This is a genomic window from Paenibacillus sp. J31P316 (assembly GCF_056269105.1).
Map to the genome: position 1 here is coordinate 41,911 of NZ_JBWDNI010000023.1, position 18,095 is coordinate 60,005.

General features: G+C 59.8%; 15 protein-coding genes and 1 riboswitch. Of the genes, 14 read left to right on the forward strand and 1 reads right to left on the reverse strand.

All coding sequences use genetic code 11. The features are described 5' to 3' along the window. Positions 1-59 precede the first annotated feature (59 nt). From AC0YNU_RS31025 to AC0YNU_RS31035, 3 genes are all read left to right on the forward strand, one after another. Positions 60-941 carry a nitrilase-related carbon-nitrogen hydrolase gene (locus AC0YNU_RS31025; protein WP_475763575.1) on the forward strand — a complete coding sequence of 294 codons (882 nt, stop codon included), beginning with the start codon at positions 60-62 and terminating at the stop codon, positions 939-941. Positions 942-1,010: 69 nt separating this feature from the next. Beyond that, positions 1,011-2,429: a CoA-acylating methylmalonate-semialdehyde dehydrogenase gene (locus tag AC0YNU_RS31030; RefSeq protein ID WP_475763630.1), complete on the forward strand. Its 1,419-nt coding sequence runs from the start codon at positions 1,011-1,013 to the stop codon at positions 2,427-2,429. Between the two features lie 67 nt (positions 2,430-2,496). Continuing rightward, the gene (locus AC0YNU_RS31035) at positions 2,497-3,873 is read left to right on the forward strand and encodes an aminotransferase (RefSeq protein ID WP_475763577.1); all 1,377 of its coding nucleotides are present in this window, start codon (positions 2,497-2,499) and stop codon (positions 3,871-3,873) included. 139 nt (positions 3,874-4,012) lie between these two features. On the opposite strand, the gene AC0YNU_RS31040 is transcribed toward AC0YNU_RS31035, so the two are convergent. Beyond that, positions 4,013-5,686: a PucR family transcriptional regulator gene (locus tag AC0YNU_RS31040; protein WP_475763579.1), complete on the reverse strand. Its 1,674-nt coding sequence runs from the start codon at positions 5,684-5,686 to the stop codon at positions 4,013-4,015. A 152-nt stretch (positions 5,687-5,838) separates the two neighbouring features. On the opposite strand from AC0YNU_RS31040, the gene AC0YNU_RS31045 reads away from it, so the two are divergent. The 11 genes from AC0YNU_RS31045 to AC0YNU_RS31095 all read left to right on the forward strand — a co-directional run bounded on the left by AC0YNU_RS31045 (position 5,839) and on the right by AC0YNU_RS31095 (position 18,092). Further along, the gene (locus tag AC0YNU_RS31045; protein WP_475763581.1) at positions 5,839-7,134 is read left to right on the forward strand and encodes a hydantoinase/carbamoylase family amidase; all 1,296 of its coding nucleotides are present in this window, start codon (positions 5,839-5,841) and stop codon (positions 7,132-7,134) included. After that, positions 7,124-8,506 (forward strand): NAD(P)-dependent oxidoreductase, encoded by a 1,383-nt coding sequence (locus AC0YNU_RS31050; RefSeq protein ID WP_475763583.1) that lies wholly within the window; start codon positions 7,124-7,126, stop codon positions 8,504-8,506. Before AC0YNU_RS31045 ends, AC0YNU_RS31050 begins: the two co-directional genes overlap by 11 nt. A 36-nt stretch (positions 8,507-8,542) precedes the next feature. Next, a complete protein-coding gene (gene preA / locus AC0YNU_RS31055) occupies positions 8,543-9,847 on the forward strand; it encodes an NAD-dependent dihydropyrimidine dehydrogenase subunit PreA (RefSeq protein WP_475763585.1) in 1,305 nt (434 codons plus the stop codon). Between the two features lie 3 nt (positions 9,848-9,850). Beyond that, positions 9,851-11,278 (forward strand): dihydropyrimidinase, encoded by a 1,428-nt coding sequence (hydA, locus tag AC0YNU_RS31060; RefSeq protein WP_475763587.1) that lies wholly within the window; start codon positions 9,851-9,853, stop codon positions 11,276-11,278. Continuing rightward, positions 11,278-11,523, forward strand: a complete 246-nt coding sequence (locus tag AC0YNU_RS31065) for a hypothetical protein (RefSeq protein WP_475763589.1) — start codon at positions 11,278-11,280, stop codon at positions 11,521-11,523. Before hydA ends, AC0YNU_RS31065 begins: the two co-directional genes overlap by 1 nt. 490 nt (positions 11,524-12,013) lie before the next feature. After that, positions 12,014-12,124: riboswitch (TPP riboswitch) on the forward strand. Positions 12,125-12,192: 68 nt separating this feature from the next. Beyond that, the gene (locus tag AC0YNU_RS31070) at positions 12,193-13,611 is read left to right on the forward strand and encodes an acetylornithine deacetylase (protein ID WP_475763591.1); all 1,419 of its coding nucleotides are present in this window, start codon (positions 12,193-12,195) and stop codon (positions 13,609-13,611) included. Beyond that, complete coding sequence (tenA, locus tag AC0YNU_RS31075) at positions 13,608-14,279, forward strand: thiaminase II (RefSeq protein WP_475763593.1); 672 nt, start codon at positions 13,608-13,610, stop codon at positions 14,277-14,279. The genes AC0YNU_RS31070 and tenA overlap by 4 nt, the downstream gene beginning before the upstream one ends. Further along, on the forward strand, positions 14,276-15,247 hold the full coding sequence (locus AC0YNU_RS31080) for an ABC transporter ATP-binding protein (protein WP_475763595.1): 972 nt from the start codon (positions 14,276-14,278) through the stop codon (positions 15,245-15,247). The genes tenA and AC0YNU_RS31080 overlap by 4 nt, the downstream gene beginning before the upstream one ends. Beyond that, entirely contained in the window at positions 15,244-16,020 is a 777-nt protein-coding gene (locus tag AC0YNU_RS31085; protein ID WP_475763597.1) for an ABC transporter permease, read from the forward strand. The genes AC0YNU_RS31080 and AC0YNU_RS31085 overlap by 4 nt, the downstream gene beginning before the upstream one ends. 66 nt (positions 16,021-16,086) lie before the next feature. After that, complete coding sequence (locus tag AC0YNU_RS31090; RefSeq protein WP_475763632.1) at positions 16,087-17,058, forward strand: ABC transporter substrate-binding protein; 972 nt, start codon at positions 16,087-16,089, stop codon at positions 17,056-17,058. Between the two features lie 20 nt (positions 17,059-17,078). Beyond that, a complete protein-coding gene (locus AC0YNU_RS31095) occupies positions 17,079-18,092 on the forward strand; it encodes a ThiF family adenylyltransferase (RefSeq protein ID WP_475763599.1) in 1,014 nt (337 codons plus the stop codon). Positions 18,093-18,095: the final 3 nt, after the last annotated feature.

Here is an 18,095-nt window from a genome sequence, read left to right on the forward strand (position 1 = left end):
ACGACGGGCGGACGCGAACAGCGGCGCCCGTCCATCCGTATCGGGAAAGGAGATGGCGCATGGACAGCGTGAGGATCGGTCTTATTCAATCGAAGCATGAGGTGGACGGCGGCGAGCCGGTGGAGCGCCACAAGTCGGAGGCGATCGAGAAGCACTTGCGGCTGCTTCGCGAGGCAAAGGCGAAGGGAGCGCAGATCGTATCGCTGCAGGAGGTGTTCTTCGGTCCGTACTTCTGCGCGGAACAGACGCCGAAGTGGTACGACGCCGCCGAAGAGGTGCCGAACGGCCCGACGACCCGGCTGTTTCAGGAAGCTGCGAGAGAGCTCGGCATCGTCATTATTCTTCCCGTCTACGAGCGGGAAGGCATCGCGACGTATTACAACACGGCGGCCGTCATCGATGCTGACGGAGCCTATCTCGGCAAATACCGGAAGCACCACATTCCGCATGTCGCCGCGGGAGGCGGAGGCTGCGGCTTCTGGGAAAAATATTATTTTAAGCCGGGCAATCTCGGTTATCCCGTATTCGATACTGCTTATGCCAAAGTAGGCGTATACATCTGTTATGACCGGCATTTTCCCGAGGGAGCGAGGGCGCTTGGGCTGAACGGGGCGGAGATTGTTTTTAATCCTTCGGCGACCGTATCGGGAACGAGCGAATATTTGTGGCGGTTGGAGCAGCCGGCCCATGCCGTCGCCAACGGCTACTATGTCGCGGCGATCAATCGCGTCGGTTATGAAGCGCCCTGGAATATGGGAGAGTTCTATGGGCAGTCGTATCTGGCTGATCCGCGCGGCAGCATCGCGGCGATCGGAAGCCGGGACCGCGAGGAAATCGTCGTTGGCGACATGAGCAAATCGCTCATCCGCGAGGTTCGCGAGAGCTGGCAGTTCTACCGCGACCGGCGTCCGGAGACCTATGACGGATTGATTCGGCCTTAACTCTTCATGGAGGTGGTGCGAGTGGCAGTATCGGAAGCATCGGATACCGCGGCCAGGCTGAAGAACTATATGGATGGGCAATGGGTCGATGCGAGCACGGACAGCTACGAAGAAGTGTTGAACCCGGCGACGGGAGAAGTGCTGGCTTACGTGCCCTTGTCGGGCAGGGAGCAGGTGGAGCTGGCTGTCCAAGCAGCGAACCGGGCGTTTCAGGCATGGAGGCAGGTGGCGGTCCCCCGGCGGGCGCGCTATCTGTTTCGCTACCAGCAGCTGCTGACGGAGAATTGGGAATCGCTTGCCGCCTTGATTACGAGGGAGAACGGCAAAAACTACGAGGAAGCGTACGGCGAGGTGCAGCGCGGAATCGAATGCGTGGAGTTCGCCGCAGGCGCCCCGACGCTGATGATGGGGACGCAGCTGCCGGACATCGCGACTGGCGTCGAGTCTGGTATGTATCGGTATCCGCTAGGCGTCATCGCGGGCATTACGCCGTTTAACTTTCCGATGATGGTGCCGTGCTGGATGTTTCCGCTGGCGGTCGCCTGCGGCAATACGTTCGTGCTGAAGCCGTCGGAGCGGACGCCGCTGCTCGCGAATCGGCTGGCGGAGCTGTTCGGCGAAGCAGGGTTTCCGCCGGGCGTCCTGAACGTCGTTCACGGCGGCCGGGATGTCGTAGGAGCCATGATCGAGCATCGAGACGTGAAGGCGATTTCTTTCGTCGGCTCGCAGCCGGTGGCGGAGCATGTCTACAAGTCGGGAACTGCAGCCGGTAAACGAGTCCAAGCGCTTGCGGGCGCGAAAAATCATTCCATCGTCATGCCGGATGCGGATATGGAGAACGCGGTGCGGAATATCGTGTCCGCCGCTTTCGGCTCCGCCGGGGAGCGCTGCATGGCATGCGCGGTCGTGGTCGCGGTCGGCGACGTCGGCGACCGGCTGGTGGAGCAGCTTGCGGAAGCGCTGGACGGGATGACGGTCGGCAACGGGATGGAGCAGCATTTTCTCGGGCCGATGATTCGGCAGAGCAACAAGGACAAGGCGCTGCATTATATCGATATCGGCCTGTTGGAGGATGCGGCGCTCGTACGGGATGGCCGCTCGCATCCGCTGTCGGAGGGCGATGGCTTCTTCCTCGGCCCGACGCTGTTCGACGGCGTGAAGCCTGGCATGCGAATATGGCAGGACGAGATTTTCGCGCCGGTGCTGTCGGTCGTGCGGGCGAAGGATCTGACGGAAGCGATCGAGATTGCCAACCGGTCGGAGTTCGCGAACGGGGCGTGCATTTATACGGACAGCGCCAAGGCGATTCGACAATTCCGCGAGGAAATCGATGCGGGGATGCTCGGCGTTAATCTCGGGGTTCCGGCGCCGATGGCGTTCTTCCCTTTCTCCGGGTATAAGAAGTCGTTCTACGGCGATCTGCATGCGAACGGGCGGGACGGCGTGGAGTTCTACACGCGGAAGAAAATGGTGACGGCCCGCTATTGACGGGCCTGTCGGAGTAGGAGAATCAGAGAGACCGCAAGGCTGAACGACTCGTAAAGGAGCTGATCGTTTGCTAGACTTCACGCCGGAACGCAGCGACCTGCTGGATAAAGACAGGCAGTATCTATGGCACAGCATGATGCCTTATAACGCGGCCAGTCCGCCGATGATCGTCACGGAAGGCGTCGGATCGTGGATTTCGGATATCGACGGCAACCGTTATATGGACGCGATGTCTGGGCTGTGGTGCGTCAATGCCGGCTACGGCCGGAAGGAACTGGCGGAGGCGGCCTATGAACAGCTGCTCGCGCTGCCCTATTATCCGCTCTCCCAAAGCCACGTGCCGGGCATTCGGCTGGCGGAGAAGCTGAGCGAATGGCTGGAAGACGAATATGTCGTCTTCTTCTCGAACAGCGGCTCCGAAGCGAATGAGGCCGCCTTCAAGATCGCGCGGCAGTATCATCAGCAGAACGGCGAACCGGGCAGGCACAAGGTCGTCTCGAGGTACCGCGCGTACCACGGCGGTTCCGCGGGCGCGCTGTCGGCGACGGGGCAAGCGCAGCGGAAGCTCAAGTACGAGCCGCTCGGCGGCGGATTCCTGCATGTGCGGCCGCCGGACAGCTACCGCCGCCCGGACGGCATGACGGAGGAGCAGTTCAATCTGCTGTGCGCCCAGGATATCGAAGATGCGATCATATGGGAGGCTGCGGAATCGGTTGCTGCCGTCATCATGGAGCCCGTCATTACGGGCGGCGGGATTCTCGTGCCGCAGCAGCGTTACTTGGATCGCGTGCAGGAAATCTGCGCCCGTCACGGCGTGCTCTTGATTATCGACGAAGTGATCTGCGGCTTCGGACGATCGGGACGCAAATTCGGCCATCACAACTTCGGGCTGAAGCCGGACATCGTCACGATGGCCAAAGGGCTGACCAGCGGCTATCTTCCGCTGTCGGCAACAGCCGTGCGCAAGTCGATCTACGAGCGGTTCGGAAGTCAGGGCGATTACGGGCATTTCCGCCATGTGAACACGTTCGGCGGCAATCCGGCGGCATGCGCGCTGGCACTGAAGAACCTGGAGATTATCGAGCGCGAAGGGCTGGTGGAGCGAGCCCGCATCCTCGGCGAATGGCTGCATACCGAGATGCGCAGCCTGCTCGCGCATCCCCTCGTCGGCGATATCCGCAGCTTCGGCTTCCTGCTCGGCATCGAGTTGGTCGCGGATAAGGCGACGAAGCAGCCGGCATCGGCGGAGACGGTGAAAGGCATTATCGGGCAGTGCAAAAGCCGCGGCTTGATTATCGGGCGCAACGGCGACACCGTCGCAGGCTTCAACAATGTGCTTACCTTCTGCCCGCCGTTGTCTTCGACGGACGAGGATCTCATGTTCATCTGCGACACGTTCAAGGAAGTGATGAACAATCAGCTGAAAGGAACGCCCGTGGCGTAACTGCGCGAGAACGGCGGGGCCGTTGATCGGATGGAAAGCTGCTGGTTCGGACTTCCTGTAATTGCGCCAATCAGGCATTCGCTGACGGTATAGCATGAGTTCAGTCCGTAAGCGTACACGCCCGGCCAAGCGGCCAAGTTCATTCCGCCTCCTGCGGATCGAACTGCTCGGGATGGAGCAGCTGATAGGCGCGAAGCGCGACCTGCGCGGCGATGCGATTCTCGGGCGACATGAAGTCGGGGCCGAGCAGCTCCGCCATTTTTTCCAGCCGGTAGTAGAGGGACTGCCGTACGATGAACAGCTTCTGAGCGGCGATCTGTTTGGAGCCGTCGTGATCCAGATAAACCTTCAGCGTGCGCAGCAGCTCGCTGCCCTTGGACTTGTCATGGTCGATCAACGGACCGAGATAATTGCGGATGAAGGTTTGCAGCGTGCTTCCGTCGTTCAGGCCGAGCAGCAGTTGGAACACCCCGAGCTCGTCGTAGAAGAGAATCGGCTTCCGAAAGCAAGCTTGGAGCGATAAGGCGTGGCGCGCTTCTTGAAAACCGGCAAAAGCATCCTTCAGCCGCGAATGCGACTGGCTGACGCCGATCGTCAGCTGCAGATCTTCGAGACGCTCATCGGTGCGGATGTCGTCCAACGACAGCAGCGCCTGCTGCAGCCTCGTTTTCATGGGAAGCTTGGACTTGAGATCGAGCAGGATCGCCGCAAGCCGGTTGTTCTTCCACGTCAGCAGCGGGCGGAAGCTGTGCTTCTCGAAGGCAAAACGCAGTACGGTCGACAGATGCAGCCAGACGGATTCCCAGCTGTATTCGTTGCGCTCGGAGAGCGCGCCAGCGGGATCGGAGATTTCCACGAGACAGACGCGGAAGGGAAGCTCGTTGAACAGCTTGAAATCAGGGCCGACGAGCGCTTGAATCCGTTCCTCCTCCAGCCGGCCGTTCATCAGCTCTTCGACCCAGCGATTCTCGGAGAACAGCTTGCGCTCTTCGATGTACCGCGTTCGAAGCAGCTCCTGCGCGATAGCCAGGGCAGCGGATTCCAGCAGCAAATGATCGAATTCCTGCGGCTTGCGCCGGCAAATCATGAGCAGATGCGCCCAGGTTTGGTCCGATGCGCCGATCGGCTTGACGAGCAGCGGAACGCCGTCCAGGCTTCGGAATGCAGGGGCGTCGCTCGGCTTGACGGCCGCAAGCGCGTCCCAGAACGGTTCGTCCAACGGAAAAGGCGTATCGTGAAGCTCCGACGGCATGGCCGGATAGTAGGCGAGCTTTCCCTGCCCGGAACGATAGATGATCGGATTGTGCGTGCTGCGCTGCAGGAGCTTTAGGACGTTTGGGGTTCCCTGGGCGTGAAGCGCAAGCCGGTAAAATTCGCGCGAGAGACTTTCGAGCTCTCGAAGCGCTTGATGGTGGCGGTTAATGATCAAGGAGTGAAGGTCTTGCGTGATGTCGACGAACCGAACGGTGCGGGGGAAGATGATGAGCGGAAAATCGGACCGATCGGCCAACTCGAGAAGCGTCTGCGGCACGTCTTCGAAGTAAGCGCCCATCTCGATGCAGAGGCAGGACGCATGCTGGGCGATCAAATTGTCCATGAACGCCATCGGAGAGAAATCGGGCATTGCGAAGCTGATGCCCGTCGTGAGAATCATTTCGTCGCCGTGGATCAGGTTCTCCAGGCTGGGGCTCTCGAGAATATGCACCCAGCGGATCGGCCGGGCAATCCCGTTGTGGCCGGCAAGCAGCCTGGCATCCCGGAAGAGCGGACGCTGCAGCGCTTCCCGGACCGTAAGCGTAAGCTCCGTGTCCATGGCTTTCCTCCGTTCTAAGCGAATATCGGCAGATAAGACGCAGCGTGAAGAATGGGCGGAAGAATCTCATGTCAGATAACCTAACTTCATTATGACGGCAACGGCTTGGAAGTACAAGCAAGCGCGGGAAATACACACGGGAGGCGAGAGCTATGCAGCAGCATGAGTTGACGATAAACCCGCAGCGGCTGGCGCAGCGGATCGCGCAGCTTGCCGCAATCGGTAAAATCAGCGAGACGGGCGTTTGCCGGCTGGCGTTGTCGCCGGAGGATCAGGAAGCGGTCTTGCTTGTTAAAGGCTGGATGGAGCAAGCGGGCATGACGGCGCGCATCGACGCTTTCGGCAACCTGATCGGCCGAATCGAGGGCGAGGATCACGGCGCGCCGGCGTTAATGATCGGTTCCCACATCGATACGCAGCCGTACGCCGGCCGCTTCGACGGCATCATCGGCGTGCTCGGCGCCATCGAGGTGGTTCAAACCTTCGCCGAGCGAGGTATCGTGCCGGCTGTGCCCATGGAGGTGGCCGCGTTCTGCGACGAGGAGGGCTGCAGGTTTAATAAAGGCTTGTTCGGCTCCCGAGGCTTGATCGGCCGGCTGGAGGAAGGCGAACTGGAGCGGGCCGACAAGAACGGCGTGACGCGAAGAGAGGCATTGTTGGCGTTCGGGGGCGATCCGGAGCGGTTCGCGGAATCGCAATATCCGCCGGGGCGAATCGGGGCTTTCCTGGAGCTGCACATCGAGCAGGGGCCGGTGCTGGAATCGCTGGGGCGACCGGTCGGCATCGTAACGGGGATCTCCGGCCCGTTATGGTGGACGGTCGACCTGCACGGGTTCGCCGGACATGCCGGCTCCGTGCCGATGCCGATGCGCAGGGATGCCTTGGCAGGGGCGGCGCGCATCATCGTCGGCCTGCAGGAACTGGCGTCCGGCGATCCCGGTGCGCCGACGGTGGGGACGGTCGGTTCGCTGCGCGTCTTTCCCGATTCGCGGAACATCATTCCGGAGCACGTGCAGTTCACGGTCGACCTCCGCGATATCGATCTGGCGCGCAGGGATGCGCTCGAAGCGAAGCTCCGTGGGCTTATTGCCTCGGCGGCGGAGGCGAACGGACTCACGACGGAAATACGGGAGGATACGAACAGTGAGCCCCGCTATTGCGCCGATTCGATTGTCGAGACGATCCGCGGAGCGGCGAAGGAAATGTCCTTGGAAGTGCCCGAGCTAATGAGCGGGCCGTTCCACGATGCGCTCGCGATGTCCTATTATTGCGATTACGGGATGATTTTCGTTCGCTGCAAGGAAGGTATCAGCCACAATCCGAAGGAGTACTCGAGCCCGGAAGATATTGCGCTCGGGACGGAGCTGCTGTACCGGACGGCTCTCAAGCTGTGCGGCGCATCATCATTATCGCTCAAGGCGGGAGGAGGATTGCAGGATGGACCATGAACGAACGTTGACCAGGCTGACGCGCGAGGCTTTTGCGGCGAACTTCGCCGAGACGGAGCAAGGCTTAACCCGGCGGGCTGCCATGGAAGAGTCCAACCGCTGCCTGTATTGTTACGATGCCCCGTGCATCAAGGCGTGTCCGACCGGCATTAACGTGCCGTCCTTTATCAAACGGATCGCGACGGACAACTTGAAAGGGGCGGCAACGGCGATCATGGACGCGAATCCCATGGGCGCCAGCTGCTCGCGCGTCTGTCCGACGGAGGAATTGTGCGAAGGCGCCTGCGTATTGAACGATGCTTCCGAGCCGATCCGGATCGGGCTGCTGCAGCGCTATGCGACGGATTGGGCGATCAACAGCGGTGCTTCGCTGTTCAAGGCCGGTGCTCCGAACGGCAGGAGGGCGGCCGTCATCGGCGGCGGTCCTGCCGGTCTGTCGGCGGCCCGGGAGCTGGCAAGGGCGGGCTTCGCGGTGACGGTCTTCGAAGCGAAGCCGCTCGCCGGCGGGCTCGATACGTACGGCATCGTCTCGTTCCGGCTGCCGCAGAACGTATCGCTCTGGGAGGTCGAGCAGGTGAGGAAGCTCGGCGTCGACATCCGCACAGGTGTCAGGGTCGGCACCGATATCACCGCCTCGGAGCTGATCGAGCAGTATGATGCCGTCGTGCTGGCCGTTGGCATGGGCCAAGTCCCGAACCTCGGCATCGAGGGAGAAGCGCTCGACGGCGTATACGATGCGATTCGATTCGTGGAGGCGACGAAGTCGGAAGTACTGCCGCTGCCGCTGAAGGGCGCTCGGGTGGCGGTGATCGGAGCCGGCAATACGGCAATCGATGCGGCGACATGCTCGGTGCGGCTCGGTGCCGACAACGTGAAGATGGTGTACCGGCGAACGAAGGAGGAAATGACGGCGTACGCGTTCGAATACGAGTTCGCCAAGCAGGATGGCGTGGAGTTCAGCTGGCTGACCGCTCCGGTGCGAATCGTGGGCGACGCCGCCGGCAAGGTCACGCACCTGGAATGCGTCCGCATGGCGCTGACCGGCGATATTGGAAAGGACGGCCGGGCGTTGACGATGCCTGTCGAGGGCTCGGAGTTCCTGCTGCCTGTCGACGCCGTCATTCTCGCGATCGGGCAGTCCCGCCGCCTCGAGCTGATCGAGCAGCTCGGCATCCGGCACGAGCGCGGCGTCGTCATCGTTGACGAGGAGACGCGGCAGACGTCGCATCCGTTGATCTATGCGGCGGGCGACGTGGCGTTCGGAGCCGGCCAGGGCGAAGCGATGGTCGTATCGGCGGCGGAGCAGGGGAAACGGGCGGCGTATGCGATCGAACGGCATTTTGCCTCGATGGAGCGTTCGGCGGCGATCTGACGGGAACATTCTAAAGTCGAGAGGAGGCTGTACGATATGGCAGATTTGCGCATCAATCTCGCGGGAATCTCGGCGCCGAATCCGTTCTGGCTGGCATCCGCGCCGCCGACGAATACCGGCTACCAGGTGCAGCGCGCATTCGAGGCCGGCTGGGGCGGCGCGGTGTGGAAGACGCTGGGCGATCCCATCATCAATACATCGTCCCGGTTCGCCGCCGTGCACTTCAATGGGCAGCGGGTCGCGGGTTTCAATAACATCGAGCTCATCACAGACCGGCCGCTCGAAGTGAATTTGAAGGAAATTTACGAGACGAAGAAGCGGTTCCCGAATCATGCGCTCGTCGTCTCCCTGATGGTGGAGCCGAAGCGGGAGAAATGGCATGAGATCGTGAAGCGGGTCGAGGCGGTCGGCGTCGACGGGCTGGAGCTGAATTTCGGCTGCCCGCACGGCATGGCGGAGCGGGGGATGGGCTCGGCTTCGGGCCAGCAGCCCGATCTGGTCGAGAAGCAGACGATGTGGGCGAAGGAAGCCGCGCAGACGCCCGTCATCGTGAAGCTGACGCCGAATATCACGGATATCACGGTCGTTGCGCGCCATGCCGTCATGGGCGGAGCGGACGCGATCAGCCTCATCAATACGATCAACAGCCTGGCCGGCGTGGATATCCATTCGTGGAACACGATTCCCCATGTCGGCGGCAAAGGCGCCCACGGCGGCTATTGCGGGCCGGCCGTCAAGCCGATCGCGCTTAGCATGGTCGCGGAATGCGCGAAGGACCGGGCGGTCGGCGTTCCGATCTCCGGTATCGGCGGCATATCCTCCTGGCAGGATGCGGTTGAGTTTATGCTAATGGGTGCGTCAGGCGTGCAGATCTGCACGGCGGCGATGCATCACGGATTTCGCATCGTGGAAGAGATGATCGACGGTCTGAATCATTACCTCGATGATAAGGGCATCGCGTCCGTCATGGAATTGACAGGCCAGGCGGTCAGCCGGTATTCGACCTGGGGCGAGCTGGATCTGAACTATCAGGTCGTCGCCCGCATTAACGACGAGACATGCATCAAGTGCAACAAATGCCATATTGCCTGCGAGGATACGTCCCATCAATGCATCGACATGCTCACGGACGAGGGCGGCAGGCGGTATCTGAAGGTTCGCGAGGAGGATTGCGTCGGCTGCAACCTGTGCTCCATCGTCTGCCCGGTCGACGGCGCGATCGATATGGTCGAAGTCGGCAGCGGGCAAGCGGCGATGTCGTGGAACGACATGCAGCAGGCCATCGTTCGGACGAACGCGGACGACGACGCGGCAGCGACTACCGAGAAGGAGGCAGTGTAACCGATGCGCAAATTGATCAAGAACGGAACGATCGTTACGGCGGCGGACACGTATTTCGGCGATATTTTGATCGATGACGGCATTATTGCGATGATCGGCGTGGATCTGGATGCGGAGGGAGCGGAGATCGTGGATGCTTCGGGCTGCTTCGTGTTCCCGGGCGGCGTCGATCCGCATACGCATTTGGATATGCCTTTCGGCGGCACGGTAACCGTCGACGATTTTGAGTCCGGCACGATCGCGGCAGCGTTCGGCGGAACGACGACGATCATCGACTTCTGCCTGACCACCAAGGGGAAGCCGCTTGCCGAAGCGGTGCAGACATGGCATGCCAAGTCGACGGACAAAGCGGTCATCGATTACGGTTTTCACCTGATGGTATCCGAGGTGACGGACGAGGTATTGTTCGAGCTTCCCCGCATCATCGAGGAGGAAGGCATTACGTCCTTGAAGGTGTTCATGGCGTACAAAAACGTGCTGCAAGCGGATGACGGCACGCTGTATCGGACGCTGCAGGTCGCGAAGGAACAGGGCGCGCTCGTCATGGTGCATGCCGAGAACGGCGACGTGATCGATTACCTCGTCCGCGAAGCGCTGGAGGCGGGCAATACCGAGCCGATCTATCATGCGCTGACGCGGCCGCCGCAATTGGAGGGCGAGGCGACGGGACGCGCGGCGGGGCTTACGGAGCTGGCTGATTCGCAGCTGTACGTGGTGCACGTCACCTGCGCCGATGCGGTGGAAAAGATCGCCGAAGCCCGCAGGCGAGGACTGCGCGTCTATGGCGAGACGTGCCCACAGTACCTCGTGCTGGATCAGACCTATCTGGAGAAGCCGGATTTTGAAGGGGCGAAGTATGTCTGGTCGCCGCCGCTGCGCGATAAGCGGAACCAGGCGGTGCTGTGGGACGCGCTGTGGAACGGCCAGCTGCAGGCGATCGGCTCGGATCAATGCTCGTTTAATTTCAAAGGGCAGAAGGAGCTCGGCATCGCGGATTTCTCGAAGATCCCGAACGGCGGTCCGACGATCGAGGACCGATTCAGCCTGCTCTACTCGGAGGGCGTTCATAAAGGAAGGCTGTCCATCAACAAATTCGTCGATATTATCGCGACGGCGAGCGCGAAGCTGTTCGGCCTGTTCCCGCAGAAAGGAACGATCGCTATCGGGAGCGACGCGGATATCGTCATCTTCGATCCGACGATCGAACGGACGCTGTCAGCGGAGACGCATCATATGAAGGTGGATTACAACGCGTTCGAAGGCATGCAGGTGTTCGGCGAACCGGTATCGGTGCTCGTCCGCGGCGAATTCGTCATTCGCGACCGTGCTTTCGTAGGCAAGCCGGGCTCGGGCCAATACATGCACCGCAAGAGGTTTGGAGAAACCGACAAGCCGGCCGTCAAGAAGCTGCCGATCGGAGGCTCGTTCTGATGTCGGCTTATGCGGAGTTCGTGAGCGAGAAGCAGGCGGTCGAGCGGCTGTTGGGGGACGGGTACGTCATTGCCGGCGTGACGGAGGGCTTGGACGGCATGGCGGTTCGGTTCAAGAAGCCGCCTTCCGGCGAGGAGTCCGGCGGTTCGGAGGTCGTGCGGATACGGAACGCGGATGCGCGGAAGTATGTGGGGGCGTTGTTGTTTGCGGGGCAGAAGGAGACGTACGGAGCCGGGAACGCCTGATGCGAGCGAAAATTGGTAGAGGTAAGGTTGGTAAGGTTGCAGCGCTGAGTTAAGATGGTAGGGAAGAGTAACGATGACGAGGGTCATCGTGTCAGATTACAGAGCAACCCGCGTTACTTCAAATTCGCGGGTTTCGTTATGTGTTTCGTGGGAACGATAAAGGCTTTTCTAAGGTACCGAATGTGAATAAATGCAAATATGCAGCTAATTCGCCTCAATGGGCCCTGAGATGAACAAATAAGTGTAAATCTACATTTATTTCGGCCAGAAACGGCTGCTTACATCAATTGATCTTGAATTAACTGCATTTTTGCACCTATTTCTAGTCAAACCGCTGCCACTGCTGAAAATAGTTGCATTTATGCAGCTATCTCCCGTAAGTTCCATTATTCGTTGGCTGATCGTTGTTCTGGAAATTGGTTGAGTTTCTTGTCCAGCGGAGCCAACGCTCCTTGTAAATTCCAACCCCATAAGCTATAGTGAAACTAATTTAATAGACTACGGGTGCTGGATCGAGTCCGGCTGAGATAGGGAACGCATTTCCCTGACCGTTAATCTGAACCAGGTAATGCTGGCGTAGAGAACGTATCGAATTCAAACCATTCGTATATTCTCGAATGGTTTTTTTCTATTGTTCATGCCCGCTGCCTTAGCGAAGGAGAACAAAGGATGGACGATTTCATGGCGAGTTTGCAGCATCAAGCGGAGGAGAGACAGGAGGAATTGTTCGCTCTTCTGGCGGAGCTGATCGCGTACCCGACCGTCAGCCCGCCGGCGCGAAATACGCTGGACGCCCAGCGATTTCTAGAGAAACAGCTCCAAGCGAGCGGATTTGAAACGGAGCTGTGGGAGGTGTACCCCGGCGATCCGAACGTGACGGCGGTGAAGCGCGGAACGCAAGGCGATAAGTATCGAAGCCTGCTGCTGAACGGCCATATGGACGTCGCCGAAGTCGGGGATACGAGCGAGTGGATCAGCGATCCGTTCAAGCTTGCTTTGAAGGATGGCCGGGCTTATGGCAGAGGTACGGCGGATATGAAAGGCGGGCTTGCCGCTATGCTCTTCGCGGTGAAGCTGCTCGAAGAAGCTGGCGTCGCGCTGAAGGGGGATCTGCTCTTCCACTCGGTCATCGGCGAAGAAGCCGGCGAAGCTGGAACTCGGGCTTGCATGGAGCGGGGGCACAAGGCGGACCTCGCCGTGGTCGCGGATACGAGCGGGCTGGCCATTCAGGGGCAAGGCGGCGTGATCACCGGCTGGGTAACGGTGCAAAGCCCGGTAACTTATCATGACGGCATGCGTTCGCGGATGATTCACGCGGGCGGCGGCGTTCACGGCGCAAGCGCGATCGAGAAGATGACCAAGTTGATCAACGGGCTTCAAGAGCTGGAGCGTCATTGGGCGGTGACCAAATCGTATCCGGGCTTCCCGGCAGGCTCGAATACGATCAATCCCGCGGTCATCGAAGGCGGCCGTCATGCGGCGTTCGTAGCGGACCGATGCGCCTTGTGGATCACGGTGCACTTCTATCCGGACGAGGATTATGAGACGGTGGCCGCCGAGATCGAGGCGCATCTGCTCGGGGTTGCCCAGGGCGATCCGTGGCTGAGGAACCATCCCCCGACCTTCCGCTGGGGAGGCCGTTCGATGATCGAGGAGCGGGGGGAAATCTTCCCGTCTCTGGAGCTGGATCCAGAGGGCGAAGGGCTGCAGGCATTGGCCGACATTCACAGGCAAGTGCGGGGCGCTGCCCCTGCCGTAAACATGAGTCCGTCCGTTACGGATGCGGGCTGGATCGGACGGGCAGGCATTCCGACGCTGATCTATGGTCCTGGCGAGCTCGCCAATGCCCATTCCGTGGATGAGAGCGCGGATTTGAGAGAGCTGGTAGACTACGCCAAAATCATGCTGGCCTTCATCGCGGATTGGTGCAACCGAATAAAGCCGGAGGCGGAGCATGGCGAATCCTCAGCCACAGCCGTACCAGCAACAACAGCCGCAGACGCAGCCACTGCCGCGGTAGCAGCAGCAGCAGCAGCAACCGCTGCCCCAGCAGAGAATCCTAGCGTGAAAGTGGGTGAAACGCCGTGAGTCGTTTTAGCGATAGATTATACCGTTCCTCGCAAGAGATATGGACCAAGAGCCATAACCATCCGTTCTTGACGGAGCTAAGGGAAGGGACGCTGGATCCCGAACGTTTCATCTACTATCTCAAACAGGATTATGTCTATCTGATCGATTACGCCAAGATGTTCGCCATCGGCAGCATGAAGGCGAGGGACCTGGATACGATGGGCAAATTCGCCGAGCTGCTTCATTCGACGCTGAATGTGGAGATGGAGCTTCATCGGCAGTATACGGCTCGCTTCGGCATCTCGCGCGAGGAGCTGGAGCAGACGCGTCCTGCTCCGACCACGGTGGCGTACACCAAGTACGTGCTGGATACCGCGTCGCAAGGCCCGCTGTCTGAAACGGTTGCCGCACTGCTCCCATGCATGTGGAGTTACAGGGATATCGGGGCCGCGTACATGAAGGTTCCGGGCGCGCTGGACCATCCGCTCTACAGGGAATGGATCCTGATGTACGGTTCGGAGGAATTCGGGGCGCTGACCGACTGGTGTATCGGACTGATGGATCGGCTGGCGGAAGGGCTGCCGGAGCAGGAGCTTGCGCAGCTGGAGGAACGCTTCCTCGTCGCATCCCGGCTTGAATATATGTTCTGGGATATGGCATATCGGCTAGAGGAGTGGCCGGTATGAGCATACCTAGGGTCGATGCATTGAAATCCGAATCGCTAACGACCGAATCTGCTAGAGCCGAGTCTCCTAAAACCGAATCGCTAACGACCGAATCTGCTAGAACCGAATCTCCTAAAACCGAATCGCCAACGACCGAACATCCACAGCCCACGACTCCGCAGATTCAAGAACAGCCGGTCGTGCTAGCGGTTCACGGACTCGGTTTCGCTTTTGCCGACGAGCCTCCCTTGTTCCAAGAGTTGGACTTCAGCCTAAGGCAAGGCGAGTTCGTCAGCGTTCTGGCGGCCAGCGGAATCGGCAAGACCACGCTGTTTCGCCTGTTATCCGGACTGCTGATTCCCCAGGCCGGAACGATTGCCGTCGGAGCAGCGGGAGACGCGCCGGCGACGGCAAGCAAGCTCGGCAAGATTGGCTACATGCCCCAAAAGGATTGCCTCATGCCATGGCGAACCGTGCTGGACAATGCTGCGCTGGGGCTGGAGCTGGGAGGAACGACGAAGCGGGAAGCGCGCCGCCAGGTGCTGGAGCTGCTGCCTAGCCTAGGGCTTGACGGAACGGCGCACAAGTACCCGCACGAGCTGTCCGGCGGCATGCGCCAACGCGTATCGTTCCTGCGCTCCCTCTTGGGAGGCGGGGAGATCTTCCTGCTCGACGAGCCGTTCAGCGCCTTGGACGCGATGACCCGCGTCGGCATGCAGGAATGGCTGCTGCAGGTATGGGAGCGGCATCGCAAAACCGTGCTGTTCATCACCCACGACGTCGACGAAGCGCTGTTCTTGTCCGATCGCGTGCTGGTGGCAGCGCAATCGCCGATTACGACGCTTAGCAAATTGGTCGTCAATCTGCCTCGTCCCCGCAGCTATGAACACGCGATGGATCAAGCGTTCATTGATCTGAAGCGGCAGCTGCTCGGTCTGATCGGACGCGGTGCCCGCGGCTCATCGGAAGAAGCGGGGAGAGTGTCATGAGCAAACGCAAACGACGCGTCAAACTTACGGCGTATGTGCCCGTGCTTCTATTCGTCCTGCTGCTCGCCGCCGCGTGGGAAGCGGGCACAAGCCTATTCAATATTCCGCATTACATCATTCCGAAGCTGTCGGATGTGCTGGTCTCGATGCGGGACAACTGGCGGCTGCTCGGCAAGCATTTTGCCATCACCTTGGGTGAGGCTGTGCTCGGCCTCGGGATTTCCGCCGTATTCGGCGTATTGGCCGCCGTATGGATCGAAAGCTCGGGCTTGGCGAAGAAGACGATTTATCCGCTTATTGTCACGTCTCAGACGATTCCGATCATCGCGTTATCGCCCATCATGGTCATGTGGTTCGGCTATGAGATATGGAGCAAGGTTGCCGTCGTCATCTTGTTCACGTTCTTCCCGATTGCCGTGAACACGGCAGACGGGTTCCGTTCAGCGGATCCCGATATCGGAGAACTGATGCAGACGATGGGCGCCGGACGATTCGATCGTTTCCGCAAGTGGAAGATTCCGTCGGCGCTGCCGGGCTTCTTCACCGGGCTCAAGATGGCCGCGGCGATCAGCGTCGGAGGCGCGACGCTGGGGGAATGGCTCGGCGGAGAAAACGGCTTGGGCATGTACACGAAGCGGGCGTCCAATATGCTGCGGGGCGAGGCGGTTTTCTCCGGGGTGCTGTTGTTGTCGGCCATGGGCATTCTATTGTTCATGGCGGCGCTCGTGCTGGAGAAAATAAGTCTTGCCCATCGTAGAAGCAAGGATGGATGATCGTATCGTTTATAATGAGGGGGAACTGTAATCGTGCGTCAATGGAGAAATACGGCTTGGTTGTCTATGATTCTACTTCTTACGGTCCTCGCCGTTGCTGGCTGCGGATCCGACAGCTCCGATAAGCAGTCGGATGCCGCGGAAACCGAGCTGACGGTGCTGCTGGACTGGTATCCGAACGCGGTGCATACGTTCTTGTATGCGGCCGAGGAGCAGGGCTATTTCAAGGAAGCGGGCTTGAAGGTGAAGCTGCAGACGCCCGCGGATACGAACGATGCGCTTAAGCTGGTCGCGACCGGCAAAGCCGATCTCGCGCTTAGCTATCAAATGCAGGTTGCGATTTCGCGAGCCGAGGACATTCCGATCGTATCCGTCGGCGCGATCGTTCGCCATCCGCTCAATCAATTGCTCGTGCTGGAGTCGCAAGCGATTCACGGCCCGAAGGATTTGATCGGCAAGAAAATCGGTTACCCGTCGATTCCGCTCGATGAAGCCATCGTCAATACGATGGTAAAATCGGACGGCGGAGATCCGTCGAAGCTCGATTATGTCGACGTCGGCTGGGATCTGATCCCGGCGATGTCCACCAAGAAAGTGGACGCGATCATCGGGGGCTACGTGAACCATGAGAAGCTGTTATTGGAGAAGGAAGGCGAGAAGCTGATTGCGCTCGACCCTTCCAAGTACGGCGTCCCGGATTACTACGAGCTCGTTCTGACGGCCAGCGAGGACGGGCTGAAGAACAACAGCGCCGCAATCAAGAAATTTATGGAAGCAGCCGCCAAAGGACAAGCTTATACGGCGAGCCATCCGGACGAAGCCTTGAAGCTTTTATTGGATCAACAAAATAAAGAGTTTCCGCTGGACGCCGATATCGAGAAACAAAGCTTGGTGATCCTCCTTCCTCTGATGGATGCGGGGACGGAGCCTTTCGGCAGCCAATCCGAGCAATCCTGGCGCTCCATTATCGATTGGCTTAAGGAACAGGGTCAATTGACGAAGGACGTCGATCCGGCGGAAGCATTCCGTAATTTATAAGGCGAAAGGGAGTCTGACGCGTGGACGAACGATATTCCAGGCAAATGCTGTTTGCGCCCATCGGGGAAGCCGGGCAGGAGAAGCTGGGCAGCAGCGCGGTATGCATCGTGGGCATGGGCGCATTGGGCACCGTGCTGGCCAATCACATGGTAAGAGCCGGCGTAGGCTTGGTGCGTCTGGTAGACCGGGATTACGTGGAACGAAGCAATTTGCAGCGGCAGATGTTATATGACGAAGAGGATGTGCGGGGCGGTTATCCGAAGGCCATCGCGGCGGAGAAGAAGCTCCGGAAGATTAATTCGGATGTCCGGCTCGAGGCGATCGTGGCGGATGTCACCGCGCATAATATCGAATCGCTGCTCTTGGGCATGGATCTCGTGCTGGATGGCACGGATAATTTTCAAACGAGATTCCTGTTGAACGATGCCTGCTTCCGCATGGGCATTCCGTTTACGTACGGGGGAGCGGTCAGCTCGCGCGGCATGAGCGCGATTCTGGTTCCGGGCCGGACGCCTTGCCTGCGCTGCTTCATTCAATCCTCGGATGCCGGCGGGCAAACCTGCGATACGATCGGCGTGATCGCGCCCGTCGTCGATATCGTGGCTTCCTATCAGGCGGTAGAAGCGCTGAAGTATCTGGTCGGCGCCTATGACAACCGGAGAAACAGCCTGGTTACGTTCGACGTGTGGCATAACCACTATTATGAAATGAAGCTCGGAGCGCCGACGAAGGATTGCCCTTGCTGTCAGTTAAAGCAATATCCTGCCTTGGATACGTTGGCGCAGGACAGCGCGATCTCCCTATGCGGACGGGAAACGGTGCAAATCGCCGGCAGCGGGCCGCTGGATCTGGAGGTTTGGCGGGAGCGGCTGGAGCCTGCGGTCGCGAAGGTGACGGTTAATGCGTACTTGCTGCGGGCAGAGCTGCCGGATGGCGAGAAGCTTGTCTTGTTCCCCGATGGCCGCGTGTTCGTACAGGGGACGGATGACTTAGTTCGGGCCAAAACCTTATATGCACGTTATATCGGATCTTAATGG